The sequence below is a fragment of the Mucilaginibacter sp. P25 genome, assembly GCF_050859465.1.
GTDB lineage: Bacteria > Bacteroidota > Bacteroidia > Sphingobacteriales > Sphingobacteriaceae > Mucilaginibacter > Mucilaginibacter gossypii.
Genome location: NZ_CP193937.1, coordinates 2,070,676 through 2,097,428 on the forward strand (window position 1 = coordinate 2,070,676; position 26,753 = coordinate 2,097,428).

The 26,753-nt window shown below is 43.2% G+C and carries 24 protein-coding genes, 1 tRNA gene and 4 pseudogenes; 16 read left to right on the forward strand and 13 right to left on the reverse strand.

What is annotated here, in order from left to right:
• Positions 1–244 precede the first annotated feature (244 nt).
• The 3 genes from ACRQ5D_RS10945 (at position 245) to ACRQ5D_RS10955 (ending at position 1,824) form a co-directional block, all read left to right on the forward strand.
• Positions 245–781 carry a hypothetical protein gene (locus ACRQ5D_RS10945; protein ID WP_432328946.1) on the forward strand — a complete coding sequence of 179 codons (537 nt, stop codon included), beginning with the start codon at positions 245–247 and terminating at the stop codon, positions 779–781.
• 128 nt (positions 782–909) lie between these two features.
• Entirely contained in the window at positions 910–1,437 is a 528-nt protein-coding gene (locus tag ACRQ5D_RS10950) for a DUF4468 domain-containing protein (protein WP_432328948.1), read from the forward strand.
• A 132-nt stretch (positions 1,438–1,569) separates the two neighbouring features.
• A complete protein-coding gene (locus tag ACRQ5D_RS10955) occupies positions 1,570–1,824 on the forward strand; it encodes a hypothetical protein (protein WP_432328949.1) in 255 nt (84 codons plus the stop codon).
• Positions 1,825–1,835: 11 nt separating this feature from the next.
• On the opposite strand, the gene ACRQ5D_RS10960 is transcribed toward ACRQ5D_RS10955, so the two are convergent.
• From ACRQ5D_RS10960 to metG, 4 genes are all read right to left on the reverse strand, one after another.
• A complete protein-coding gene (locus ACRQ5D_RS10960) occupies positions 1,836–2,714 on the reverse strand; it encodes a tyrosine-type recombinase/integrase (RefSeq protein WP_432328951.1) in 879 nt (292 codons plus the stop codon).
• The gene (locus ACRQ5D_RS10965) at positions 2,699–3,082 is read right to left on the reverse strand and encodes a hypothetical protein (protein ID WP_432328953.1); all 384 of its coding nucleotides are present in this window, start codon (positions 3,080–3,082) and stop codon (positions 2,699–2,701) included. The genes ACRQ5D_RS10960 and ACRQ5D_RS10965 overlap by 16 nt, the downstream gene beginning before the upstream one ends.
• A gap of 125 nt (positions 3,083–3,207) precedes the next feature.
• Positions 3,208–3,279 (reverse strand) — tRNA-Arg (locus ACRQ5D_RS10970).
• Positions 3,280–3,417: 138 nt separating this feature from the next.
• Positions 3,418–5,490, reverse strand: coding sequence for a methionine--tRNA ligase (metG, locus tag ACRQ5D_RS10975; protein WP_432328955.1), 2,073 nt, complete (start codon positions 5,488–5,490; stop codon positions 3,418–3,420).
• A gap of 136 nt (positions 5,491–5,626) precedes the next feature.
• Here metG and ACRQ5D_RS10980 point away from each other — a divergent pair, with 136 nt between their 5' ends.
• The 6 genes from ACRQ5D_RS10980 (at position 5,627) to ACRQ5D_RS11005 (ending at position 10,007) form a co-directional block, all read left to right on the forward strand.
• Positions 5,627–6,529, forward strand: coding sequence for a S66 peptidase family protein (locus ACRQ5D_RS10980; RefSeq protein ID WP_091173077.1), 903 nt, complete (start codon positions 5,627–5,629; stop codon positions 6,527–6,529).
• Positions 6,530–6,772: 243 nt separating this feature from the next.
• A complete protein-coding gene (locus tag ACRQ5D_RS10985) occupies positions 6,773–7,870 on the forward strand; it encodes a ligase-associated DNA damage response exonuclease (RefSeq protein ID WP_091173073.1) in 1,098 nt (365 codons plus the stop codon).
• A 27-nt stretch (positions 7,871–7,897) separates the two neighbouring features.
• Positions 7,898–8,236 carry a hypothetical protein gene (locus ACRQ5D_RS10990; RefSeq protein WP_432328957.1) on the forward strand — a complete coding sequence of 113 codons (339 nt, stop codon included), beginning with the start codon at positions 7,898–7,900 and terminating at the stop codon, positions 8,234–8,236.
• Entirely contained in the window at positions 8,236–8,535 is a 300-nt protein-coding gene (locus tag ACRQ5D_RS10995) for a hypothetical protein (RefSeq protein ID WP_432328959.1), read from the forward strand. Before ACRQ5D_RS10990 ends, ACRQ5D_RS10995 begins: the two co-directional genes overlap by 1 nt.
• Complete coding sequence (locus ACRQ5D_RS11000; RefSeq protein WP_431200765.1) at positions 8,493–9,482, forward strand: cisplatin damage response ATP-dependent DNA ligase; 990 nt, start codon at positions 8,493–8,495, stop codon at positions 9,480–9,482. Before ACRQ5D_RS10995 ends, ACRQ5D_RS11000 begins: the two co-directional genes overlap by 43 nt.
• A 63-nt stretch (positions 9,483–9,545) precedes the next feature.
• Positions 9,546–10,007, forward strand: a complete 462-nt coding sequence (locus tag ACRQ5D_RS11005) for a MaoC family dehydratase (RefSeq protein ID WP_090534746.1) — start codon at positions 9,546–9,548, stop codon at positions 10,005–10,007.
• A 71-nt stretch (positions 10,008–10,078) separates the two neighbouring features.
• Here the strand turns inward: ACRQ5D_RS11005 and nadD are convergent.
• The 3 genes and pseudogenes from nadD to ACRQ5D_RS11020 form a co-directional block, all read right to left on the reverse strand.
• A pseudogene (nadD, locus tag ACRQ5D_RS11010) lies at positions 10,079–10,650 on the reverse strand (nicotinate (nicotinamide) nucleotide adenylyltransferase).
• Between the two features lie 102 nt (positions 10,651–10,752).
• Positions 10,753–11,319 (reverse strand): annotated as a pseudogene (gene gmk, locus ACRQ5D_RS11015) (guanylate kinase); the annotation flags it as partial.
• A gap of 79 nt (positions 11,320–11,398) precedes the next feature.
• On the reverse strand, positions 11,399–12,274 hold the full coding sequence (locus ACRQ5D_RS11020; RefSeq protein ID WP_256337519.1) for a YicC/YloC family endoribonuclease: 876 nt from the start codon (positions 12,272–12,274) through the stop codon (positions 11,399–11,401).
• A gap of 237 nt (positions 12,275–12,511) precedes the next feature.
• Between ACRQ5D_RS11020 and ACRQ5D_RS11025 the strand changes: the two genes are divergently transcribed.
• Complete coding sequence (locus ACRQ5D_RS11025) at positions 12,512–13,327, forward strand: hypothetical protein (RefSeq protein ID WP_431199543.1); 816 nt, start codon at positions 12,512–12,514, stop codon at positions 13,325–13,327.
• Between the two features lie 11 nt (positions 13,328–13,338).
• Here ACRQ5D_RS11025 and rnc read toward each other — a convergent pair.
• The 3 genes and pseudogenes from rnc to ACRQ5D_RS11040 all read right to left on the reverse strand — a co-directional run bounded on the left by rnc (position 13,339) and on the right by ACRQ5D_RS11040 (position 15,583).
• Positions 13,339–14,063, reverse strand: a pseudogene (rnc, locus tag ACRQ5D_RS11030) (ribonuclease III).
• A 10-nt stretch (positions 14,064–14,073) separates the two neighbouring features.
• Complete coding sequence (gene fabF, locus ACRQ5D_RS11035; RefSeq protein WP_091173053.1) at positions 14,074–15,327, reverse strand: beta-ketoacyl-ACP synthase II; 1,254 nt, start codon at positions 15,325–15,327, stop codon at positions 14,074–14,076.
• A 19-nt stretch (positions 15,328–15,346) separates the two neighbouring features.
• On the reverse strand, positions 15,347–15,583 hold the full coding sequence (locus ACRQ5D_RS11040; protein WP_031266521.1) for an acyl carrier protein: 237 nt from the start codon (positions 15,581–15,583) through the stop codon (positions 15,347–15,349).
• 154 nt (positions 15,584–15,737) lie between these two features.
• Between ACRQ5D_RS11040 and ACRQ5D_RS11045 the strand changes: the two genes are divergently transcribed.
• Together ACRQ5D_RS11045 and pyk are read left to right on the forward strand one after the other, a co-directional pair.
• Positions 15,738–16,130: an IPExxxVDY family protein gene (locus ACRQ5D_RS11045; RefSeq protein WP_431199544.1), complete on the forward strand. Its 393-nt coding sequence runs from the start codon at positions 15,738–15,740 to the stop codon at positions 16,128–16,130.
• Between the two features lie 91 nt (positions 16,131–16,221).
• Entirely contained in the window at positions 16,222–17,661 is a 1,440-nt protein-coding gene (pyk, locus tag ACRQ5D_RS11050; protein ID WP_091173049.1) for a pyruvate kinase, read from the forward strand.
• Positions 17,662–18,300: 639 nt separating this feature from the next.
• Here the strand turns inward: pyk and ACRQ5D_RS11055 are convergent.
• Positions 18,301–21,156, reverse strand: coding sequence for an ATP-binding protein (locus tag ACRQ5D_RS11055; RefSeq protein WP_091173043.1), 2,856 nt, complete (start codon positions 21,154–21,156; stop codon positions 18,301–18,303).
• A 220-nt stretch (positions 21,157–21,376) separates the two neighbouring features.
• On the opposite strand from ACRQ5D_RS11055, the gene ACRQ5D_RS11060 reads away from it, so the two are divergent.
• The 4 genes from ACRQ5D_RS11060 (at position 21,377) to ACRQ5D_RS11075 (ending at position 24,531) form a co-directional block, all read left to right on the forward strand.
• The gene (locus tag ACRQ5D_RS11060; protein ID WP_091173039.1) at positions 21,377–22,183 is read left to right on the forward strand and encodes a shikimate dehydrogenase family protein; all 807 of its coding nucleotides are present in this window, start codon (positions 21,377–21,379) and stop codon (positions 22,181–22,183) included.
• A 291-nt stretch (positions 22,184–22,474) separates the two neighbouring features.
• Positions 22,475–22,756 carry a hypothetical protein gene (locus ACRQ5D_RS11065; RefSeq protein WP_431199545.1) on the forward strand — a complete coding sequence of 94 codons (282 nt, stop codon included), beginning with the start codon at positions 22,475–22,477 and terminating at the stop codon, positions 22,754–22,756.
• A 75-nt stretch (positions 22,757–22,831) separates the two neighbouring features.
• The gene (locus ACRQ5D_RS11070; protein ID WP_091173140.1) at positions 22,832–23,755 is read left to right on the forward strand and encodes an ROK family protein; all 924 of its coding nucleotides are present in this window, start codon (positions 22,832–22,834) and stop codon (positions 23,753–23,755) included.
• A 215-nt stretch (positions 23,756–23,970) separates the two neighbouring features.
• Positions 23,971–24,531, forward strand: a complete 561-nt coding sequence (locus ACRQ5D_RS11075) for a hypothetical protein (protein ID WP_091173036.1) — start codon at positions 23,971–23,973, stop codon at positions 24,529–24,531.
• 218 nt (positions 24,532–24,749) lie between these two features.
• Here ACRQ5D_RS11075 and ACRQ5D_RS11080 read toward each other — a convergent pair whose 3' ends face one another.
• Positions 24,750–25,115 carry a dihydrofolate reductase family protein gene (locus tag ACRQ5D_RS11080; protein ID WP_431199546.1) on the reverse strand — a complete coding sequence of 122 codons (366 nt, stop codon included), beginning with the start codon at positions 25,113–25,115 and terminating at the stop codon, positions 24,750–24,752.
• Positions 25,116–25,119: 4 nt separating this feature from the next.
• Positions 25,120–26,507, reverse strand: a pseudogene (locus tag ACRQ5D_RS11085) (LutB/LldF family L-lactate oxidation iron-sulfur protein).
• Between the last annotated feature and the right edge of the window lie 246 nt (positions 26,508–26,753).

The following is a 26,753-nucleotide window of genomic DNA, read 5'->3' on the forward strand; positions in this document are numbered from 1 at the left end:
CAATTCGATTTTTGAAATTGGTAAAAATCGCCGGCAGGCCGAAACGGATGCCGAATTAACTGCCCTCGACCGCAAGCGCGATGCCGAACTGAATAATGACAGCCTAACAGCAGCTCAGCGAACTGCGATACAGGAAAAGTATGCTAAGCAGGAGGCCGAAATTAAACGCAAAGCATGGGAAGCCGATAAACAGGCTGCTTTAAGCCAGGCGATCATTAACGGAGCATTAGCAGTTGTCAAGGCCTTGCCTAATTTTTACCTGGCTGCTGCCGCCGGTGTGGCCGCTGCCGCTCAGATCATCACTATCGAAAGCGAAAAAGCGCCCGAGTTTGGTTACGGCGGTATTATCGACGGCCCTTCACATGCTAACGGCGGGGTAGATATGGTTGACACCCAAACCGGGCGTAAAATCGCTAATGTGGAGGGAGGTGAGCCGCTGATGGTACTAAGCAAGGATACCTATGCCAATAACCGTATGCTGATCAATGAGCTGCTTTATAACAGCCAGTACCGCAATGGCGCTCCCGTTTCAGTAAATACCAGGCTATCTACTATACCCGCATCGGGGGTACTTAGGGAAGGGGGCGTAATTGATACCGGGCATAGCAATACAACATCGGCACCAAAAAATACTATTGCGGTAAACGATAACAGCGATTTAATTGCCGAGTTAAAGCTCGTTCGGGCAGCCATTCAAGATCAGCAGGTTATTTTTAACGACCGCCTTTATGAGCAGTACAAGGCAAAGAAGGTGGCGATCAGGGATAGGGCCAACGCCTGATATTTCAAATCTTGCACCAATAAAAAATGCGATGAGTACCGGTACTTATCGCATTTTTTATTGGTGCTGCAGACCAGGTTTGATCATATCGCTTTTTTTGCGATGTTTAACTAACCAAGCTAAATCACATGAAAAGAATACTTTTCCTTTTATTATTCGCTATCCCATTTAAAATACAAGCTCAGGGACTTAAGAAAACATTGTTGCCGATTGACTCAGCGACAAATCAGATTGCCTACAGAATTGTAGAAAGTACGCCTAATCTGACCAAAACGATGCTATACAGTAACGCAAAAACATGGGTAGCGAAACAATTTAATTCCCCCAATCGAGTTGTTCAAATGGATGACCCCGAAAGTGGAAAACTTATTGTTAAAGCATTTACCCCTTATTATTCGTATATAAAAAACGAGCGCGTCAATTATAAGCTTTGGTTTACAGTCTCAATTTCTGTTAAATCAGAAAAATATAAGGCAGAATTAACAGATTTTACAAGCCAACAAGAAGGGCAATCAGATCGCAACCCGGCGGAGATGCTGGTTAAGCCCAGTTTGAAAGAATTAGGTTGGTTAGATATAACAGTTGCGATTGAGGACTTATCAAAGATTTTTTTGCAGTCAATCCCAGAAGCAATGAGGGTAAAAGATGATTTTTAATTTGTCTTTACTCCAACAACTCCAATTCACTCAATCGGTCAGTTTGGCAAAAAACGCACATTTTATCCGAATTGGAGTATTGGAGTAAAAATTCAGACATTGCAGCACCTTAATTAATCTAAGCTATAAATTATGAATCCTGAATGTTTGAAGTGCAAAAGAGTACCTGTTTTATTTGAAGAATTATTTAATGTTTATAAGGATGGCAATGCTATCCGAATGATGGAAATTATGATGTCGTTAACAGAGTTAGGAACCAAAACCGGTTTGTTAACCAATCAAGACAGAACCGAAATTACCTTATTTAATCACATTTTATCGTTAATAGCCCAGTACCAGGTTCATCTTTTAAAGACCAAAATCGAAAACAACAGCGCCCCTCAATAGGGGCGTTTTGCCTATACAACGGCTCTCAAACTAAACCTGGTTTGAATTTTCATTATCTCCGTTGCTAAATATTGTTCAGCAATATGAATGTAAACCATTGTGGTGTTAATGTTTTTATGCCCCAATAGTTTACTGATCACCATAACAGAAACCCCTTCAATCGCCAACCAGGACGCAAAAGTATGTCGGGCTACATGGGATGTCAAATTCTTGTCTATATCCGCCTTTACCGCAATTTCTTTCAAGTGCCTGTTATATACCTGCTCATCAGGCAAGTCGAACGATTCGGCTTTTAAATCATCAATAAACTGCTTTGCGATGGGAATAATGGGTATAATTATTGGCTTAGGGTTCTTTACAGATTTTCGCTGTTTTACCGGAACAAATGAAATGTGATCGTTTTTTATCCAGGCTTTATTCCAGCGTGAAAGGTCAGATATCCGCAACCCAGTAAAAGAGGCAAACAAAAAAGCTTGCAAATCCCTGCGTATTTCCGCCTTTAAAAAAACAGGTTCCTTTGTATTGCCATAATAAAGGTTTAGCAAACTGATAATTTCATGCTCTTCTAACCAGGTTGGATCAGGTTCCGGCTTTGAAATCTTGAACCTGGTATAATCAATATTGACCGAAATTCTATTTCTGAAGCCATAGGATAGATAGGACTTTATATTTTGAATCCGCTTCCAAACGGAGCCTTCAGACATTTTAGTTCGTAAATAATTGGCAAATTTCTCAAGTAAATCACCGTCAATATGCATTATCTCAATATCCTGCTGTTTACGAAATTCTTTGAACCAGTTTAGTGAATCGACATGGCCAACGGCTGTTGATTCCTTAATCATATCAGCTTTAACAGTCGTTTTTTGCCTGTCTTTTATCGCTTGAGCCATGAACGGGAAAAAGTATTGCCAGTTTTATACAGGTTAACAGCTTTGTATACGTCGGTCAAATAAAAGGCTCGGTCTTCAAGCAAGAACTTTTTTATCACGTTCCAATATTTCGACCGTTCCCGTTCAATAATAGCATTAAATGCGACGATGTCAGGGTCATTCTTAACCCTGGGACATAAGCATCTCGTTTTCCAATCAAAATTTTCAGCGTTCCACTTAAGCCCTTTAAGCGGAACAAAGTCGATTTCGTCCCCAATTTTTAATTCCAGGTACAGGGATATTCTACCGGTGTTTTTGTTTACGCGCTGCTTATTATAGTAAAGCTGCACCTTACATTCGGACATATCAATTCCATCAAGCTTTGACATAAAAAATGTTGGTTTTTTGTTGAAGTGAAACGAGGAACTTCGCCAACATCAGGAATTAAAAAAGTGCCCTTATTTGGATTTCAGGGCACTTTTGTTTTTTGAGATTTTTAAATTCTCTGTAATTGTGGTCCCGACGAGAATCGAACTCATATCTAGAGTTTAGGAAACTCCTATTCTATCCGTTGAACTACGGGACCGTTTAAAAATCAGCCTCAAAAAAGACCGATCTTTTATTTAGTTTGCAAAGGTGCAATTTTTCGATGAAAAATCACACCCTAAAATTCAAAATTTAAAAACAGCTCATTTGCGCATCTTCGCATCTTAAATCTGCACATTTAACGGATTACTGCGCCATTGTGGAAATCTTCAGTAGGGGCAACAAAGCTCAGCTTGCCTTCGCTGTTTTCGGCCATCAGGATCATGCCTTGCGATACAATACCTTTGATCTCCCTCGGCTCCAGGTTTACCAGTATGCTTACTTTTTGGCCTATGATGTTTTCCGGCTCATAATATTCGGCAATGCCGGATACTACGGTGCGCTCGTCAATTCCTGTATCAATGGTCAGCTTCAGCAGCTTTTTGGTTTTGGCAACCTTTTCGGCAGCTAAAATGGTACCTGTACGGATATCCATGGTAGCAAAGGTTTCGTAGTTAACATTTTCCTTTGCAGGTAACACATCGGCCGATTTTGGCGGAACCGCAGCGGCTTTCTTATCTGATAGCTTTTTAAGCTGGGCTTCTATCACATCGTCCTCTACCTTTTCAAACAACAGCGCAGCCGGGTTCAACTGGTGACCGTTGTTAAAATACATTTCCTGGTCATAAGCTATCGGCTCATTAGGCAGGTTAAGCATAGTAATGATCCTTTTAGCTGTAGCGGGTAAAAAGGCCTGCGCCACGGTAGCGAGGTGACCAATCAGCACCAAACAATTGTGCAGCGCTTCTTTAGCAGCGGCAGGCTCTGTTTTAATGGTTTTCCACGGCTCTTTTTCGGTTAGGTAACGGTTACCTAAGCGGGCCATATCCATTACAGCCTGCAAAGCCTGGCGGTAGCGGTAAGCTTCAAGGTTCTTTTCTATCTCATCATAATATTCGCCAATGCCAGTGCTCAGGGTTGCGTCGGTAAATTCTATCTTTTCAGTATCAGCCTCAATTTTACCGTCGTAAAATTTATGCATCAATATCATTACCCGGTTCACAAAGTTACCTAATATGGCTACCAGCTCGTTATTTACCCGGGCCTGGTAATCTTTCCAGGTAAACTCGCTGTCGCTGGTTTCGGGTAGGATGGAGGTTAGCACATAGCGTAATCTGTCCTGTTTGCCCGGGAACTCTTCCAGGTACTCATGCAGCCAAACCGCGTGGTTACGCGAAGTGGAAAGTTTATCGCCTTCTAAATTCAGAAACTCGTTGGCTGGTACGTTTTGCGGCAAAATATATTCGCCGTGCGCGTGCAGTATAGATGGAAAAATAATACAATGGAATACGATATTATCCTTACCGATAAAATGCAATAAGCAAGCATCATCCTGCTCATCGGCCTGTTTTTTCCAGTATAGCTTCCAGTCTTTTTTGTTATCAATAGCCCATTGCTTGGTGGCCGAAATATAACCGATAGGCGCATCCATCCACACATAAAGCTTTTTGCCTTTAGCCTCGGCCAGCGGTACGTCAATGCCCCAGTCAAGGTCGCGGGTCATGGAGCGCGGCTGCAGGCCCGATTTTAGCCATGATTTGCACTGGCCAAAAACATTCACTTTCCAGCTGCCTTCTTTGGCATCTATCCATTGCTCCAGCCATGGCTGGTATTTATCCAAAGGGAGGTACCAGTGTTTGGTTGATTTAAGCACGGGCGTTTTGCCACTTAGGGTCGAGATCGGGTTAATGAGGTCGGTAGGGCTAAGGGAGGTGCCGCAGCGCTCGCACTGGTCGCCGTAGGCATTTTCGTTACCGCAATTAGGGCAGGTTCCGATGATATAACGGTCGGCCAGAAACTGCTGATAATCTTCGTCAAAATACTGATCGGAGAATTTTTCAATAAACTCGTCCTTTTCATATAGGTTCAGGAAAAACTCCTGGCTTAGCTCATGATGAATAGGCGACGAGGTACGGTGATAAATATCAAATGCGATACCGAACTCTTCAAAACTATCTTTTATCTGTTTGTGGTATTTATCGATAATGGCTTGCGGGGTAGTATCTTCTTTTTTGGCTTTGATGGTAATAGCAGCACCGTGCTCATCCGAGCCGCATATGTACACCACGTCCTTCTTTTTCAACCTTAAATACCGCACAAAAATATCTGCCGGCAGGTAAGCACCGGCAAGGTGACCGATATGTAAGGGGCCGTTGGCATAAGGCAGGGCCGATGTAATGGTGAATCGTTTATATTTGTTGAGTTGTGACATTAAATATCGCCTTGGTAAATAGTGTGCAAAGATAATTGATTTAAGTGGGAAAAATGCCTGAACCATGATGCTCATGATTTAAGGATTTCCTGATTTTTTCTCTTATTATCAAGGTAATCGTTCAATCTTTAAAATCATGGTTCAAACTCAACCCTCATACCTCAAAAAAGGCGACAAAATAGCCATCACCTGCCCTGCCAAAAAACTGCCCAACCCCATGACAGATGCTATCGCGCTTCTGCAGAGCTGGGGACTGGAAGTTGTTTTGGGAGATACTGTAGACGCCTCATTTCATCAATTTGCCGGCGATGATGATTTTAGGGCAGCCGATATGCAGCGTTTTATTGACGATGACAGTATCAAAGCCATCATTGCCGCCCGTGGGGGCTATGGAACCGTGAGGATGATTGACAAGGTTGACTTTAGCCGTTTTGTACAAAATCCCAAATGGCTTATCGGCTTTAGCGATATAACGCTATTACATACCCACTTGTTTACTAATTATGGGGTGCAAACCATTCACGGGCAAATGCCGGTTAACATTCCCGATGCGTCCAAACATTCGATCGATACTTTACGAAGAGCCTTGTTTGGCGAGGAATTAAATTATGAATTTACAACACATGATGTTAATAAACCAGGCAAAGCCAAAGGTACCATTGTAGGCGGTAATTTATCGTTGCTGGTAGCTGCTGCAGGGTCGGTGTCCGATCTGGATTATAACAATAAGGTTCTGTTTATAGAGGACGTAGGTGAGTATTTGTACTCGGTAGATAGAATGCTGCGGATGTTGGACAGGGCAGGTAAACTAAAAAAACTCGCAGGTTTGGTAGTAGGCGGCTTTACCGATATCAAAGATAATGACATACCGTTTGGCCAAACTGTGTCCCAAATAGTGATGGAGATTGTTAAAGAATATAACTACCCGGTATGTTTCGATTTCCCGGCAGGGCATATCCCCGATAATAACAGTTTGGTATTAGGGCGAGAAGTGAGATTGCAGGTAGATGAAAAGCAGGCGAAGTTGTGGTTTAAATAACCAACAACGTAAGCTTCAAAAGAAAATGTCATTTCGACGAGACCGGTTGTGGAAAATGTGTGAAGGGGGAGGAGAAATCTTACGCCATGCATAGCGGCCTGCATGGCGTATAAGATTTCTCTTTCGCCCCGCCGCTCAAGTCTGCCCTTGCTCTATCGAAATGACATTTTTTTTGTTTTTGGGATGCTCCCCCTTTAGGGCCCCCGGGGGCAAACCAATTTGCTTATCAGTAGTTTATATAACATGGCTAAAAAACCGCTGCTTGAATTTACAGATAGAGGGATTTACTGCGCGCAGGGCAAATTTTATATCGATCCATGGAAGCCGGTTGATGATGCTGTAATAACCCACGCCCATGCCGATCATGCTTATTGGGGGCATAAACATTACCTTGCCCATCATCTTTCGCGCGAGGTTTTATTGTACCGTTTAGGCGAAATCAACCTGCAAACGGTTGAGTATGGTGAAATAGTACACAAGAATGGTGTTACTGTGTCACTCTTCCCGGCAGGCCACGTGATCGGCTCAGCGCAGATCCGGGTTGAATACAAAGGCGAGGTTTGGGTAGTATCCGGCGATTACAAGGTAGAAGATGATGGGATCTCTACTCCGTTTGAGCCGGTTAAATGCCATCACTTTATTTCAGAGTGTACTTTTGGGATGCCGGTTTACCAATGGAAACCGCAGGTACAAACCTTTAACGAGATTAATAGCTGGTGGCGTAATAACCTTGATAACGGACTGGCCACCGTATTGGTGGGTTATTCTTTAGGAAAAGCACAACGTATATTGCAAAACCTCGATTTGTTTAATGGAAAGATTTATACTCATGGTGTTATCGAAAATACCAATGAAGCCCTTCGTCGCAATGGCGTGTTGTTAAACCCAACCGAAAGAATTACGCAGGAAAGCTCAAAAGAAGAAGTTAGGAAAGGCATCATCATAGCGCCACCCTCATCAGTAGGTACGCCCTGGATGCGTAAGTTTCAGCCGTATAGTTTTGGTTATTGTTCGGGTTGGATGGCCATCCGCGGGGCTAAACGCCGTCGCGCTGCCGACAGGGGTTTTGTGCTTTCTGACCATGCCGATTGGGATGGTCTCATTAGCGCTATTGACGCTACGGATTGTGAGTGCGTTTACCTTACCCATGGATACACAGCCACGTTTTCGAGATATTTAAATGAGATTGGTTTTAATGCACATGAGGTGCATACTTTGTATGGAGGCGAAGAAGACCCCTCCAACCTCCCCGAAGGGGAGGCTCCAAGCGCCGGAGAACCAGAAAAGGAAGTCCTCTCCTTTGGAGAGGATTTAAGTGAGGTTGGAGGGGCCGATTCATGAAAGCCTTCGCCCAACTCTTTCTTTCGCTTGACGAGAACCAATAAAACCAACGAAAAGGTTAAAGTATTAAAAGACTATTTTAATACAGTGCCCGATACCGATAAAATGCACATGCTTGCTTTGTTTACCGGTCGCCGGGCAAAGCGGCAGATCAATTCAACGCTGGTACGAAACTGGGCCATCGAGGCATCACACATTCCTGCCTGGCTTTTTGAGGAAAGCTATCATGTAGTGGGAGATTTGGCAGAAACTATGGCATTACTTATGCCTCAAAGTGACGCAAGCAGCAGCAAAACGCTTACCGAATGGATAGCCGAGATTAATGCCCTTAACGATAAAACTGAAGAGCGAAAAAAGAATGGCTGATGGATTCATGGGCCATGCTGGATAGCCAGGAACGCTTTGTGTTTAATAAACTGCTAACCGGCAGTTTCAGGGTTGGCGTATCACAAAATTTGGTAATCAAGGCGCTGGCGGATATTTCCGGACTCGAACCCGCAGTACTTACCCATCGCATTATGGGGAGCTGGCTGCCCGAAACTTATCAGTTTTCGCAATTGATGGCGGAGCAGGATGCCGAAGCTAATATCTCCCGGCCTTATCCTTTTTCCTGGCCTATCCTATCCAGGAAACGTCCGAAAAACAAAAAACTCCTGCTGAAGTAGGGATCGCCCTCGGTGATGCATCCGACTGGCAGGCCGAGTGGAAGTGGGATGGGATCCGTGCGCAAATGATAAAGCGCGGCGGCGAGATTTTTATCTGGAGCCGTGGCGAAGATCTGGCTACTGAGAAGTTTCCTGAGCTGCATCTCTTTTTAAATGCCCTCCCCGATGGTACGGTGATTGACGGCGAGATCCTCAGTTTCCAAAATGGCTTGCCTATGCCGTTTAACGTGCTGCAAACGCGTATCGGCAGAAAAAATCTCAGCAAAAAAATTCTGGAAGAAAGCCCTGTAGCCGTTATTGCTTATGATTGCCTGGAACATAAAGGTGAAGATATCCGCTATAAATCCCAAACTGAAAGACGGGAAATTTTGGAACAGTTACAAACAGAGACACGATATTCCGAAGTGTTCCGTATTTCATCGCTGATTCAGTTTGAAAGCTGGGAGCAGCTTGGAAGTATCAGGGAACAGTCGCGCGCTATGATAGCCGAGGGGATCATGCTGAAACGCAAAAGCGCGGCCTACCAGGTAGGCCGCCGCAGGGGCGATTGGTGGAAATGGAAGATCGATCCGCTATCGGTGGATGCTGTGATGATCTATGCCCAAAAAGGTCATGGCCGCCGGGCCGACCTGTATACAGATTATACTTTTGCCGTTTGGGATGGCGACAAGCTGGTGCCTTTTGCCAAGGCTTATTCGGGGCTTACCGATGCGGAGATCAATAAGGTCGACTATTTTGTAAAACGCAATACCATCGAAAAATTTGGTCCCGTACGTACCGTAAAGCCCGAGTTGGTGTTTGAAATAGGTTTTGAGGGTATCAATAAGTCCACCCGTCATAAATCGGGCATAGCATTGCGGTTCCCGCGGATATTGAGGTGGCGGCATGACAAACCAAAAGAAGAAGCAGACACACTGGAAAGCTTAAAGGCATTACTGGGCGAATAAACACTATAATTTAATACCTTTGCGGCTTCAATATTAAAAAAACCTAACTATCAATAAACCAATATGATTGTAATCAGCAGTTTTCAGGAGTTTGAACAGCAGGTTGGCAACGACCTTGGCGTATCATCATGGCACACCATTACGCAGGAGCAGATCAACAAATTTGCCGATGCAACCCTCGATCACCAATGGATCCATACCGACCCGGAAAGGGCAAAAACTGAAAGCCCGTTTAAGTCAACCATTGCACATGGCTACCTTACACTTTCACTTATCCCTCACCTATGGAAAGAGATCGTAAAGATCGAAAACCTGAAAATGGAAATTAATTACGGTATCGAAAACCTTCGTTTTGCACAGCCGGTGCTGGTTGATAATGAAGTACGGTTAAAGGTAAAGCTGACCAGCTTGCTTAACCTTCGTGGCACAACGAAATCCACCATGGCCATCGAACTCGAAATAAAAGACCAGCGCAAACCGGCTTTTACCGGCGAAGTTGTGTTTTTATATCATTTTATTGGGTAAACCCACACTTAATAATCGCCCGTCATTGCTTTAAGGTACAAAGCGATGACGGGCGATTCAGATTTACAGAGTTACCTGTACAAGCTTTTGCTCTCAATAAATTTCAATACCGGGTCTGGTACAAAAAACTGTACGTTCTTTTTTCGGCTATTGATTTGCGGATAAACGTTGCCGAAAGCTCCATAAGCGGTGTCATGGTGATGGTAACCGAAGGGTGATCGGCCAGTTCGGCGTTTTCATACCCGGGGCGTGGGTACACGTAAATGCGGTAATCGCGCAGGATAAGCTTATAGTTTTTCCACTTATGCAGGGAGCCAAGGTTATCCGAACCCATGATGAGGGCAAACTCATGCTCGGGATATTTTTCCTTTAAATGGGCAAGGGTATCAATGGTATACGATGGCTGGGGCAACTTCAGCTCAACATCGCTCACACTAATATTGGTTGCATTATCAGTAGCCAGGCGGGCCATCTCCAATCTGTCATAAGTGTTGATCAGATCGCCATACTTTTTTAACGGATTTTGGGGCGATACCACCAGCCACACCTTATCAAGCGTGGTATGGTTTGCCATATAATTGGCAATAATCAAATGCCCTATATGTATAGGATTAAATGAACCAAACAGTAAGCCTATCTTCATGTTGTGCCCCTAACCCCTAAAGGGGAAATTAAAAGTTTTGTAGATTAAGCGCTCCCGGTGTACAAAATGAGTTTTTTGCACTCCCCCTTCAGGGGGCCGGGAGCTAATAAAGTTACTCACCAATTCCTCCGCTTCTGCGCAAGCCGTTTCAAGATCGTAATTTTTGAGTATAATATCAAATTGCGGAGCGTATTTAAGCTCTTTTTCTGCCTTAGCAAAGCGTTCTTTCAGTTTTTCTTCACTATCAGTGCCACGGCCGGTCAACCTTTCAATTAAAACCTCAAGCGATGGCGGTTGTACAAATATGGCCAAAGCCTGGGGACCGTATTTGCGTTTAAGGTGAAGGCCACCCTCAACGTCAATATCAAATATTACCGTTTTGCCTTTTGCCCAGATGCGCTCAATTTCAGTACGGAGCGTGCCATAAAAAGTACCGGTATAAACTTCTTCAAATTCAACAAACTGTTTTTTGGCAATGCGGTGCAAAAACTCTTCTTTACTTATAAAGTAGTAATCTTTTTCATGCACCTCATCGCCGCGGCGCTCACGCGTGGTGGCCGAAATGGAAAATTCAAGATCAGGAATTTTTCCCAGCAAATGATGTACTATGGTGGTTTTACCAGCACCTGAGGGAGCCGAAAATATGATGAGTTTACCTTCTTTGGTCATCGTTCATTAGTTCATGGTTCATAGCTGGTTATAGGGCAATGGAAGTAATCCATGAACTACGAACCATCATCTATGAACTTTACAATACGTTTAACAGTTGTTCTTTAATTTTTTCAAGCTCTTCTTTCATGCCTACTACCAGTTTCTGGATGTTGGCATCATTGGCTTTTGATCCTAATGTATTGATCTCGCGGCCAATCTCCTGCGAAATGAAGCCCAGCTTTTTGCCGTTTGCATCGGCGTTTTTTAATGTCTCGATAAAGTATTCGCAATGCGCTTTCAGCCTTACCTTTTCTTCGGTAATATCAAGCTTATCGATATAGTAGATCAGTTCCTGTTCAAACCGGTTTTGATCTATAGCTTCGCGGCTTGCGGCTTCGGCTAAAAACGTATTAAGGCGCTCGCGGACCAAAGGAACTCGTTTTGGATCTTCCAGCTCAACAAGGTCCAGGTTTTTTAATATAGTGTTAATACGCCCTTTAATCTCCAGTTCAATAACATTGCCTTCCTGTGACCTGAAATCCTGGAAAGCGGCCATAGCCTGTTGGAAAGTTTTCTCAACGGCTTTCCACTCATCTTCGGATATGGTATCTTCTTCGTATTTCACAACCTCTGGTAAGCCCAATGCCAGCTGAAGCAAGTTGCCGGTTGGTTCGCCAAGCTCTTCACTAACCGATTTAAGTTGATTATAGTAGTGTTTAAGCAGATCTTTATCGATCCCCGCCGCTTTTACCGACTGGCTTACCTGTTCGGTATTGATAGATAAGTTTACTTTACCGCGTTCAATAAGCTTGCTGCAGTCATTACGCAGCTGAAACTCTTTTTCGGCAAAAATCTTCGGCAAACGAAGTGATAGTTCTAAAAATTTGCTGTTCAGGGATTTAACCTCTACGGTGTATTTTGTACTGCCCGAATCAAAACTGGCAATTCCATACCCTGTCATGGATTTTATCATGCGGCAAAGATAGCAAATTTAGTTAGAGGTTAGAGATCGGAGATTAGAGGTTAGGTCACTCGGATTTCGAATGTTAAATTTCGGATTTGAAATAAATTCAATAGAGAGAGTTTATCATTCAAAAAAATAAAAACTAACCTCCAGTCTCTAACCTCCAACCACCAAAGCGAAGCGCTTTAACACTTTTTCACATTTCAAATAAAATACACTTCCTATATTTACGTTCAATTATCACTGATGCGCAACTATTTATACCTGCTTTTAACAGGGGTTCTATACCTCATTACCGTTCATGTTTCGGCCCAGGAGTTTACGGTAAAAGGGGTTATCTCAAAAAAGGTGACCAATGAGCGTGTAGGGCAGGTTTTTGTTAAAGATCTGAATACCAAAACATTGATACTTAGTGATGATGTTGGCTGGTTTAGCATAAAAACCCGTGTTGGCGATACCCTGCTTTTTTCCCGCGATGACTATACCCCTCAAAAAGTAGTGGTACTGAACAATAGCGACATGCCCGTTTACATGCAGCCCATTATAAAACTTGACGAGGTAAAAGTTGTTGGCCAAACCAAGAGGCAGGAGATAAACCAGGTGTTAAACGATTATAAGAAACAGGGAACTTATTATAATGGCAAGCCGCCCGCGTTATCTTTTTTAAGTAACCCTGTAACCGGCCTTTACGAGCTTTTAGGAACAACTCCCAATCGCGCACGTCGCTTCGCTCAAAACGCCCAAAGCGAATTGGAGCAGGCCGAAATTCACAAACATTACAACATCCCATTTGTGAAGCAATATACCGGACTGGCTACTGATAGCCTTGCCCGTAAATTCATGAATTATTATACGCCTACCTACAAGGATATTAAAGCCTGGACTGATTATGACCTGATAAAGCACACCATACGGGCATATGAATATTACAAAAATAGCAGTGATAAAGAAAAGCTCGAAAAGCTAAACAGCCCAACATTCATCGTGCCGGATTCAACTGTTAAATTGGGTGAAGGGCCGGTAGAACTTAAAAAGGAAAAAAACTGCCGCTTTAATCGTTAAAATACTTTGAATCAGATCCCCAAGGCTTCGCATGCTTTTTCAGCGGCAAGCTTTTCGGCGTTCTTTTTACTGAATTCTTTGCCCGAGCCCATCACTTCACCATCTATATTGGCCTGTACAGTGAAAAGCTTGGTGCTTTCGCCGTCCTGGTTGGTTACCAGTTCAAAAATAATATCGCGGCCATGTCGCTGGCACCATTCAATAAGCTTGCTTTTGAAGTTAGTTTCCGTTTGCTCAAGCGTATGAATATCAATATGAGGTTTTATGATGTGGTTGATGAGGAAGTTTTTGGTAAAGTCATAGCCTTTATCCAAATAAACCGCGCCAATCAGGGCTTCAAAGGCATCGCCCAGTAATGATCCCTGCCTGCTTGAGTTAAGCATACGGTTGTCATACTCAATCAATTTATCAAAGCCAAGTTTTTTTCCGAGTGCGTTAAGGTTTACACGGCTTACTATTTTTGAGCGTAATTCGGTCAAAAAGCCCTCATCTTCATAAGGGTATAATTTAAAAAGTACTTCAGCAACAACACTGCCCAGTACGGCATCGCCCAAAAATTCCAGGCGTTCGTTACTGTTTTTTACCCCTTCTTGATGTTTTGGGCTACCGATTTATGACGGAAAGCCATGCGGTATAAAGACAAATTGCCCGGCACAAAACCGAGCAAATTCTTTAAAATTTTAACATACTTTCTGTTGGGTGATATATAAAGCTTGTAGAACCGACTTATAGGCATCAAACCACAATTAATCTTCGTACTTTTTAAATATTACAGAAGCGTTGTGTCCGCCAAAACCAAATCCATTGCTTTGCACTATATTAATATCGCGTTTTTGAGCGGTATTGAAAGTGAAATTGATCTTAGGATCAAAAGCCGGATCATCAGTAAAGTGATTAATGGTTGGAGGGATGATACCATGTTTTAATGCCAGTATCGATGCAATAGCTTCAACCGCGCCGGCAGCACCAAGTAAATGGCCAGTCATTGATTTGGTTGAGCTAATGTTGATACGGTAAATATCATCGCCAAACACATCCTGTATTGCTTTAATTTCCTGCGGATCACCGATTGGGGTTGATGTGCCGTGAACGTTCACATAATCAATATCGGCAGGGCTAAGTTTAGCATCTTCGAGGGCTGCGCGCATTACAAATGCGGCACCTAAGCCATCGGGATGAGGTGCTGTCATGTGATAGGCATCGGCGCTCATGCCGCCACCCATCATTTCGGCGTATATTTTAGCGCCGCGGGCTTTTGCATGCTCTAACTCCTCTAAAATGATAGTACCTGCTCCTTCACCGGCCACAAAACCATCCCTGTCCAGATCAAACGGACGTGATGCCGTTGCCGGATCATCGTTTCGGGTTGATAATGCATGCATGGCGTTAAAACCACCTATGCCGGCTTCGTTGATAATGGCTTCAGAACCACCGCTGATGAACATGTTAGCTTTACCCAGGCGGATGTAGTTAAATGAATCTATCAAGGAATTATTTGATGAAGCACATGCCGAAACAGTAGTGAAGTTGGGGCCGCGCAAACCATATTTAATAGATATATGGCCGGGGGCTATATCGGCAATCATTTTAGGGATAAAGAACGGGTTAAAACGCGGAGAGCCATCACCTTTGGCAAAGGCCGTCACCTCGTCGAGGAAAGTTTTTAACCCCCCAATACCCGAGCCCCAGATAACGCCAATACGGCTGGTATCCAGTTTTGAAAAATCTAACCCTGCGTCTTTTACGGCTTCTTCGGTTGAAAATAAGGCGTATTGTACAAAGGGATCCAATTTGCGGGCGTCTTTACGGCCCAAAAAACCATCCGCGTCAAAGTCTTTTACTTCGCACGCAAACTTAGTTTTGAATTTTTCGGTATCAAAACTTTTGATCAAGGCAGCGCCACTTACTCCATTGATCAGTCCGTTCCAATAATCTGAAACAGTGTTACCAATAGGAGTAAGTGCTCCAAGCCCGGTTACTACAACTCTTTTAAACTCCATTTAATCCAGTTAAGGAGTTTTATTTAACGTTTTTTTCAAGGTAAGCAACTGCCTGGCCAACAGTACCAATAGTTTCAGCCTGATCGTCAGGAATAGCCACGTTAAATTCTTTTTCAAACTCCATGATTAATTCCACGGTGTCTAACGAGTCGGCACCAAGATCGTTGGTGAAACTCGCTTCTGGCGTAACTTCACTTTCGTCAACACCCAGTTTTTCTACGATAATAGCTTTTACTCTTGAAGCGATATCAGACATAGTCTTTATAGTTTAATGATTAATAAAAATTCAGTGCAAAGAAAAATAAATTCTGTCAATAAACAAATCTAAAACTTTTACAATATAAATCTCTAAACAAAATTTTATTGAAACGGTTTGTATTAGTAATTTTGACGGCGTAAAAGTAATGATTTTGAACAGGAAATTTTTAAAGTTTGAGATCGATTTTGATTTTGTGCTCATTGCAGTAACAAGCTCACTTAAAGATTACCGGGTTTGTTTTCTTATAAACAAGTACTTGAATTTTAATTTCGTAAAAACCGATGACCTGGAAGTAGATATTTACCCCGGGAGCGAACCTGTTTTGTTTTCATTATACCGTTATAGCTGGGAAACCACCGAAACAGACTTCTTCTTTATAGGCAATAAAGGCTCAGATGGCTACCTGGTGCCTGAAATAAAAAGTGCCGACTATTTTTTAATGATCCGTAACTATATAGATGATAATGAGCTTGATACGATCATTTCATCGCTAAATAAAATACCAGAGATTGTTGCAGCTGTAAAGATTGACCCAAAAAAATAAAATCACGGGAAAATCTTTTATTTTAGCGCCGAATTTAAAAAGATGTTGATTTTACAATCATTAAATACCCTCCAGTTTTAACCCGAATAATATGGAACTATACTATAATCGTACAAAAATTGTTGCCACCATGGGGCCGGCATCAGCTAAAAAGGATGTTTTATTAGCGATGATCAAGGCAGGTGTTAACGTTTGCCGTCTTAATTTTTCGCACGGTAAGCCTGAAGATCATAAGGTAGTGATCGATCTTATCCGTGAAATTAACGAGCAATACAAAACCAACGTAGGTATCCTGGCCGATTTACAGGGCCCAAAGATCCGCATCGGGTTGGTAAAGGACGGCGGTATTCATTTAGTTAACGGAACGCACATTAAAATTACCACTCACGAGTGCATTGGTAACGATGAGCAGATCTATATTACTTATGATACCTTCCCACAGGACGTACAGGCAAACGAAATTATTTTGCTTGATGACGGCAAACTGCAGTTAAGGGTTATTGAAACCAACAAAATTGATACAGTTATATGTGAGGTTGTTCACGGCGGTATCTTAACGTCACGCAAGGGTGTTAACCTGCCTAACACCAAAGTGTCTATCCCAAGCTTAACCGAAGAAGATTTGATCAATCTTGAATTTGCCCTTAAACAGGATGTTGAATGGATCGGTCTTTCTTTTGTTCGCACAGGCGAGGATATCATTGACTTGAAACGTATTATAGCACGCAACGGTTCGGCGGCTAAGGTAATTGCCAAAGTTGAAAAGCCGGAAGCTATTGAAAATATTGATGCCATTATTGCTGCTACAGATGGTGTAATGGTTGCCCGTGGTGACCTTGGTGTTGAAATGCCGCTTGAAGAAGTACCGTTACTGCAAAAAATGATTGCCCGTAAATGTCGCGCTGCTTCAAAGCCGGTTATCGTAGCTACCCAGATGCTGGAATCAATGATCACCACACCACGCCCAACCCGTGCCGAAGTGAATGACGTTGCCAACTCTGTACTTGATGGTGCCGATGCGGTTATGTTAAGCGGCGAAACATCAGTTGGTGAGTTCCCGGTTATTGTTATTGAAACTATGGCCAAAATTGTACGCAATGTTGAAGAATTAGGCTATCCGTTTAACGCTCCAAAGCAAGCAACAGTTAAAGACCCTTCTTCTCCGGATTTCCTGATCAATGCACTTTGCGAATCTGCCGTACATATTGCTGAGCAAAGTAATGCGGTAGGTATCGTTTCCATGACTACTTCAGGTTATACTGCATTTGAAATATCAAGCCACAGGCCTAAAGCCAGTACATATATCTTTACATCAAATAAGCAGCTATTGAATGCGCTTAGCCTCGTTTGGGGTGTGAGGGCGTATTATTATGATCAGCTGGAAAGCACAGATCAAACCATTGCTGATGTTAATGACATCCTTAAAGCTGAAGGCCTGATTAAAACGGGCGACGTAGTTGTTAACACGGCTTCTACCCCTATAATTAAACAGGGTAAAACCAATACGCTTAAATTAAGCGTTGTGGAATAAGGCTATTTAAAATCTTACTTTTAATGAAGAAGGCTCGCCGGGATAACTGGCGGGCTTTTTTGTTGGCGGAATATGCAGACATCAATGGAACAGCGCGTTCCGTCTTATAGGATATAAGGTGATGTATCTGCAAAAAAACAATGCCGGCTACCCGAAAGTAAACCGGCAAAGCACAATTAAAATCAGGCATAATTCAAGTTTAAGTTGAAAGGCTGATTTCTCTTGCTATCCTAAAAAATAAAAGGTAGATGCTTAAATAAATTTATCCGCGTTTATAAAACCTGTTTGAGCACCTGCTGCAGCGATAGCGTTTTACTGCAAGCCGGGGAAGCAACAGTTTAACAATAGCACCTCTTTTTATCCGGTCGCAAAATTTGTTTTTGCATCTCGGACATATTGCATCAGGCGCTTTGCCGATAGTTGGTATTGTATCGGTTTGGCTGTTAAGGGTACGGAGGTTATCCTCATTAAAAGTCACAGTCATTATATTAGGGGGTGATTGTATCTCACAAAGCTGCCTAAAAGCGATATAATAAAACTGCCATTTAGCTTTATAAAACCGCCATTTGCTTAAAAAAAGCCTCCTGTCAGTTAAAGATTTCTGAAAATTAAGAAGACAATGATAACCGGCCGGATTGTTTAAAGTAGCTCGTTAACGTCGCGGCCATAATGTTCCTTAAACAATTTGCCAAAGTATGCAGGTGTATCAAACCCCGCGGCATATGATACTTCGGCAATGGTGCGGTACTTGCCGCTTTCGATAGCTTCGCGTGCTATTTGCAATTTAATGGCGCGGATGTATTTATTAGGCGTAAGTCCGGTAATTGATTTTATGCGGCGAAACAATTGCCGCTCACTGATCGCCAGTTCATAGCTCAGGGCGGCAAGCGTAAGATCGGTTTTGCCGGTATGTTTTCGTACCCGGGCTTCCAATTCCTCAAGCCAGGATAAATCGGCAGGCGAAAGTTTCAAGCCCGGGTTTTCTGCCGGTTGTTCAATCTGCAGATCATTGGTTCCTGTAATCAGCTCATCATCATCAGAGATGGTAGCCCCGGAGCGGGCGGCGGCGTTGTTAATAAGATTAACAGTGCGTGCAAGCAATTCGCTGCTTAAAAATGGTTTGGTGAGATAATCATCAACACCAATATGAAGCGCTTTAAGCTTATGCCGTGTATTGGCCAGTGCGGTGAGCATGATCACTGGGATGTTGCAGTAAGCCGGGCTTTGCTTCAGGGTTTCAAGCAGGGTAAAGCCATCCATTTCGGGCATCATCACATCTGATATGATCAGGCTGGGCATTACCGGCATATCCTGCAGTTTTTGCAGTGCTGCGCGGCCATTGCCGGCAGTGATGAGTCGATATTGTGGCCGTAAAATATCTGCAATGTAAGCAGCCATTTCATGATGGTCTTCAACCAGCATAATAAGTTCCCCGTTAGTGTCTTTCCCCACGGTTTTACTATTCGAAACAATTACGGCTTCTGTTCCGGACACTTCAGTTGCCGGCTTTTCAGTTGCCTTAAACGGGATAACTATCTTAAAAAACACACCCTTTCCCCAATTATTATCAACCGCAATATGCCCGCCCATCAGTTCTGTAAGTTCACGTGCTATAGCAAGGCCTATGCCAGTGCCGCCTTCTGAGGGTTCGTTATTACCTCTGCCCTGGTAATAGCGGTCAAAAATGTTAGGCAGATCATCCGGATGAATCCCCACACCGGTATTGGCTACTCCAAACTCAATCATTTCCAGCTTTATATCAGCAGTAATGGTTATAGTACCTGCATAAGGCGTAAACTTAATAGCATTACTGATGAGGTTATTAGCTATTTTTTCAAACTTTTCCTGATCGAGCAAAACAAAAAGCGCCGGATCAATGAAGTTGAGCAGTCTGTAATCCATTTGTTTATATTCAGCGGCCGATACAAAACCCTGGTATAGTATCTTTACAAATGATAATAATGCAACGGGCTGGGGTTGTAATGCTAATTTCCCTGCTTCCAATTTGCCAAGATCAAGCAATTCGTTGGCCATATTGAGTAGCTTTTTGCTATTGCGTAATATCGAATGCAGCATGTTAAGCTGTTCATCTTCATAATTAGTAAAAGCCAGGAGCTGAACCGCCGGCCCCATGATGAGCGTTAATGGAGTGCGTAATTCATGACTTACGTTTGCAAAAAAGCGTGTTTTCATAGCATCCATTTTTTCCAGTTGACTATGTTCTTCGGCCAGCAACGCCGTCTCTCTTTTCTTTTTAAGAATAAACCAACGATAACTGATAATGGAGGACATTACTATAAACAGCGCAAGCACAATTAAAAAATTCCGTTGTACCTCAACCAGCTTAGTTTCACCGGCGGCTATTAATAACCGTTTATCGGCCTGGTATTTTTTATCCAGTTCGGAAGCATCCCTTGCTTTATCAAGCTGGTTGATACTGTCATTAAGCCGCCGGTACAGATAACTATACTTAAAAGCGTTTTTATAATCACCAATACCTTCATATGCATCGGTTAAATGATTATAGATGTTTTTTTGTACGGTGATGTTACTTTGTGATTCGGGTTGGATACTAACCGCCATTTCCCCGTATCGCGCGGCCTTCTTAAACTCCTTATGATCAACATACATGGTCATAAGTTCGTTAAGGTTATGCTTTTCGAGAGTTTTGAACTCGCCTTTGCGGGATAATTCCAGTGATTTCATCAGGATCTCCTCTGCCTTTTTATCCTGGTTGGTCATGAGGTAAAGCCGGCCCAGATTGCCCTGGTAACGGGCTATGCTAAAATCTGAAAGAAAATGAGCATACTTTTTATCAAGTACCTGTTCCATTAGCCGGGTAGCTTTTACCAGGTTACCCGGCGACGATATACTCCGTTCGGAAAGGATGTTAGATAGGTTACTCAGCGCAAAAATATAAGAAGCTGTATCTTTTATGCTCAATGCATCTTTTGAAGCTTGCTCAGCATAAGGCAGGGCTTGTTTAGGGTTACCAATCGACCGATAAATATCGGCAATACAAGCGCGGCAGTCTATACTTAAACTTTTCCATCCCCTATTATCGCACTCTTTCAGTATTTTAAAAGCAACGTTTAAGGCTTCAACCGTTTTGGCTTCGCGGCTGAGCATGTAGGCTACCATTATTGGTGCTTTTTCATAAGTAAGTGAATCGGCCGTGGTTGTCAATTTGGTAGCTTCACGACCAAAGGTTAAAGCATCATGTTCATTACCAATGCCATAAGCCTGGTAAGCCCGGGCCAGCAACACCCGCGCTTCAAATGGTTTATTGTTATTTTTCCTGGCCGAATCGATCAGCTTTTTTGCAAGCACAGCTGCCGAATCCGGACTTTTCATGCTGCGGAGTATTTTTAGTACAGGTTCTTTAGCGGGCCGGGATTGACTTTGAGCCAGTGCAGCAAAGCTGCATAAAATGGTAACACAAAAAGGGATGATCCTTCGGAAAAGATGAATAGGGTAAATTGTAATAGGGGTCATGATATTGAAGCCCAAATTACAATTTTATCGGCGCCCGGAATTACCTTAATTTGAAATAAATCTCCTTATAAACAATTTTTATCCAAGGTTTTTTCAGCTTACCCGTTTTAAATCAATAGTTAAAACTGCCAGTTTTGCTGTTAATATTACACCATTAAAGCTATGCCAGCTTAAGCTATAATTGATTACTTTAGCAGCTGATATCGTTATAAAATTGACCATGAAACACTACGGGCTAATTGGTTTTCCGCTCTCTCATTCATTTTCAAAAAAGTTTTTTACCGAAAAGTTCAAAAACGAAGGGATTACAGATGCACGCTATGATCTTTACCCTATTGAGCATATCAAGGACCTGCAGGACCTGCTTGATGAGCATCCGGATATTTGCGGCCTTAATGTAACCATTCCTCATAAAATAAACGTGCTGCCTTTTTTAGATTGGATAGAGCATGACGCCCGTACAGCCGGCGCTGTAAACTGTATCAGGGTGACTGCCGAAAGCCCGATTGAAGCCGCATTTTCGGGCGAGATAGGGGTTAAAGACCATGATTTCAGACTGGAAGGTTATAATACCGATATTTATGGGTTTGAGGAATCATTAAAGCCTTTAATTGGAGATGGCAATGATGACGCCCTGGTTTTGGGCGATGGAGGTGCCGCAAAAGCAGTAAAATGTGTACTGGAAAATTTAGGTATCACCTATAAAGTTGTTACCCGCAAGCCAACACACCATGCGGATAATATTTTGTTTAAAGATCTTCAGCCACACCATATCTTACAGCACAAACTTATCATCAATACAACTCCTTTGGGTACCCATCCTAATATTGATGAATGCCCGCCTATACCTTATGATTTTATTGGCGAAAATCATATTTTGTACGACCTGATCTATAATCCCGAAGAAACCCTGTTTTTAAAACACGGCCGCGAGCGCGGCGCGGTAACTAAAAATGGCTACGAAATGCTGGTTTTGCAGGCCGAAAAATCATGGGAGATCTGGAACTCAAAGGAGAAACATCCATGAAGTATGTAAGTTTACTGGCAGCAGTGCTATTGTTTTTGTCCGCATGCAGCGGCAATCATGATTACGCGCCCAAGCCCCGCGGCTACTATCGCATTCCGTTCCCAAAAAAGAATACCAGGATTACGCTGCCGGTTGTCCGTATGCTTTTACATATCCCAAGTACGCCTTTATAGAACCGGATAAAAAGCGAGGTGCCAAACCTTGCTGGATAAACATGCAGTTCCCGCGGTTTAATGCCACGCTGCATTTAAGCTATCAGCCCATCACCTCAAAAAAGAGTTTAACCAACTGGTGGAGGATGCCCGCACCTTCGCCTTTAAGCATACCGTAAAAGCCACATCCATTGACGAAGGCATCATCCATTATACTGATAAAAAAGTTTATGGCATTTATTATACCATAGACGGCAATGCCGCTTCATCGGCGCAGTTTTTCCTTACAGATAGTGTGCATAATTATATACGGGGAGCGCTATATTTTAACACCGAACCCCGGCTCGACTCCATACAACCTGTGCTTAGTTTTATAAAGCAGGATATGGCGGTGATGATTAAAAGTTTTAAGTGGAAGTAGAAGCCAAAACCGGAGACAAGACAGCGAGATATTAGAAGCAAGATTTTTAGAACCGGGATGCAGGATATTTTAACCATGCAAAATTGCTATATAGGTATTGAAATAGGCGGAACCAAACTGCAAATAGTTTTGGCCGATGATAGTTTTATTGTCAACAGGGCATTTCGTTTTGCGGTAGACAGAGTGTTGGGTGCCGCAGGGATCAGGGAGCATATTGCCCAAACCATCACCAATATTTCAAAAGAGTATATCATTAAAGGCATAAGCATCGGTTTTGGCGGACCGGTTGACAGGGAGGCGGGCTGCATTGCTAAGTCGCACCAGTTAAGCGGATGGGACGGATTTAACATTTCGGGTTGGTTGCAACAGCAGGTTAATGCACCGGTTATTTTGGAGAATGATGCTAATGCAGCTGCCCTTGGCGAGGCATTAAAAGGGGCCGGGCGTAACTATGAACATGTATTTTATGTAACTCTTGGCAGTGGTGTAGGTGCCGGAATGGTCATTAACGGCCAAATTTATCACGGGACAAAACCCGGAGAAGCTGAGATAGGGCATATCCGCCTTAACCGCGAAGGCCTTACGCTTGAAGATAGCTGCTCGGGCTGGGCGGTTGACAAAAAGATCCGTACAGTAATCGCTCAAAAGCCTGATGGTAAACTGGCCCAACTTTGTGCGGATGTAAATGGAGACGAGGCCAAAATGTTACTAACTGCTTTGGAACAGGGAGATGCAGATGCGCTGAAAATATTGAATGATACCGCTGCCGACCTGGGCTTCGGCTTATCACACGCCGTACATCTTTTTCACCCTGATATCATAGTGTTGGGCGGCGGGTTATCTTTATTGGGTGAGCCTTTGCGGATTCGCGTACAAGAGGTTATTCGGGCTAATACTATGGCACTGTTTTTACCCGGCCCCGAGGTTGTAATAGCCAAATTAGGCGAACTGGCAGTACCCGTTGGGGCAATTGAAAACTTAAGGAAACATATAGGTTAAATTAATTACCCTTCAAGGTTAGTTTCTCGCAATTTTAGAAAATCATTCCACCTGAAAAAGCCTGCCTCTATATGAGCGATCCCGATCAGGATGAAAAATATGGCTTAGCTATCCCATAAAACTTATTTGTTCTGTTTCCACCAAATTTACAAACACGCAGATGGATCTGTTGTTAATAGTACAGCGGCGTAATAACTGCCAATAATTTATAAACAATGAAACTCATCAAATTCAATAAAATAGGTAATGATATCCGTTTACATACCGAAAGCCTTGCCCATATGGGGTTTAGGAAAATATTTGAAGGTATCGATCAGCTTAAAATAAAAAACGGCGTTGATAAACTCGGCCTCGAAGGTTTTATTAACCAGTGCGCTTGTCTTGCAGCAGGTTCGGGGGCTATGGCAGGCAGCGGGGGGATGTTTACCCTCGTAGCGGGGATCCCATTTGATTTCATCAATTTGATCACCCAGCAGTTTAGGGCTATTATGGGCATTATGTATTATTATCGGGGCACGTATGATAATGGTTTCGACGATTTTATGTCGTTAGTAGCAACATCCGTAAGGGTGGAAGCCGGCGTGGCTATCACCAGATCCATGATGGAAGGCATTGCCGAAAGGATGCTGATGATATTAGGCACCCGCACTGCCGAACGCCTGGTTCCGGTTGTAGGCGCGGTTATTGGCGGTACGGCAAATTACCTGTTTATTAAACGCATGGCCGAGCAGGTGAAACGGATGCAAAAGGATTTTGTGGTTATTGAAGTAGGATAGGGCAACTAAGCGCAGAGCAGGCATATAGGCCTTTAACTTTAGCTTTCAAGTAATTACAGATTTGAACTACGGTTTGATGATATACCTGAGTTGAATAAGTCCGCTTGAAAATTGCTCGGCATCAAGCAATACCAGGTTAATGCGTTCTTTTATATTTGTAAAAAGTGGTTTTCCACTACCTAAAATTACCGGGTGTACTGATAGTAATAATTCGGAGATTAGATTTTTTTGATAAACGCTTCAACAAGTTCTGCCCCGCCAAACAACCAGATATCGCGTCCTTCCTGGCTCCTGATTTCTTCGACCCTGTTTTTAAAATCAGCAGGCCTTATTATTTCAACATTATCAGCTTGGGGATCATGAAGTGTATCCGAAAACACATAAATTTTCATGGCGGCAAACATTTTTGGATCGGTACGCATGATCAGCTCATAACTTTTGCGCCCGATGAAGATGGCATCACAGGCTTTAAAAAAGTCGGTAAGGCCATAATCCTGGTCGTCAAAGCACCAGTCGTACTCACCATTAGGGCCCTCAATATAGCTGTCGAGACTAACAGCTACGTTTAAAATTATTTTACGCATAGCATTATTCTTCGGGTGTGTTGTTCATTTCCTGCCATTGCTTGCTAAATGACTTATCAGCTACCCGAGGCATCTCGCGTAAATGGCCCCAGGTACGTTTAAAGAAGGTTTTAAGCAGGAAGTTTTTCATGCCGCCGCCAAAAAAATCGGTAAGTTTGCGTTTAAGCATTCCCTTTTTCCAGATAGCCCAGCCCCAGCGTTCTTTATTGGTAACCAGGTTTTCGTTAACCGCATCGCGGCGGTTAAGGAGCAACATTTTATGGATGTCGATCTTAACCGGGCAAACCTCGGTACATTTACCACACAGGCTTGAAGCATAGCTCAGGTGTTTAAAATTTTCCATCCCCTGAGTATGCGGGGTAATAATAGAGCCTATCGGGCCACTGTAAGTGGTGGCATAAGTGTGGCCTCCAATGTTTTTATAAATGGGGCAACCGTTAAGGCAAGCCCCGCAACGGATGCAGTAAAGGCCCTGGCGCTGGTCTTTTTTGCCAGCAGGTTGGTGCGGCCATTATCCAGCAGTACTACGTACATTTCCTCAGGTCCGTCGGTTTCATCCGGCCGGCGCGGACCACTTAATATAGTATTGTAAACCGTAAGATTTTGGCCGGTACCATGAGTAGATAGCATTGGCCAAAACAAGTCCAGATCGGTAATGGAAGGGATGATCTTCTCGATCCCCACAATGGCAATATGGATTTTAGGGAATGTAGTACAAAGGCGCGCGTTGCCTTCATTTTCGCTGATGGCGATGCTGCCGGTATCTGCTAATAAGAAATTGGCACCGGTAATACCTACATCGGCCTGTACATATTTTTCACGAAGCAACTCACGGGCTTTCAGGGTAATTTGTTCGGGCGTGGCATCAATGGGGGTGCCAAATTTTTCGTGGAAAAGTTTCGCGATATCCTCCTTGCTGAGGTGCATAGCCGGGGTAACAATATGATATGGCTTTTGGCCCAGCAGCTGCACTATATATTCACCCAGGTCGGTTTCAAGCGATTCTATTTGATTGCTCTCTAAAAACTCGTTCAGGTGAATTTCTTCCGTAACCATCGATTTGGATTTCACCACAGTTTTGGCGTTGGCTTTTTTGATGATGTTCAGGATTTCGCGCTGGGCCTCCTCAACGTCATTTGCCCAGATCACCTTGCCGCCTCGTTTCTGAAAATTGGCCTCAAATTCGGGTAGGAACTTATCCAGGTTTTCCATCACCTTCCATTTAAGCACATGACCTTTCTTTTTGGCATTATCTAAATTGATAATGCGCGAAAGGCCCCGCGATACCGCTGTATTGTACCGGTCAATATTGAAGTTGATGATGCGACGGTGATCGGCATCAAAAGCCTTCTCCTCCGATTTTACCAAAAATTCTTCAGCGGTTGCTCCCATATATGCGAAAGTAGGATTTTTGTTTTATTTTTTGGGTGAGTGGTTGATTAAGTTGATTATATGGGTGGTTGTTTTTGAACAGATAACATGTTAGAAGGTTTTAAAAGCTTCTCATTGCCGTAGGTTTAGCGCAGCGTAACCCGTGGTTCTAAATAATTGAAGCTTTCAGCTTCAGTGGTTAAGTTGAAAACTTAACCGATACAACCCACGGGTTACGCTGCGCTAAACCCACGGGAGTTATTTATA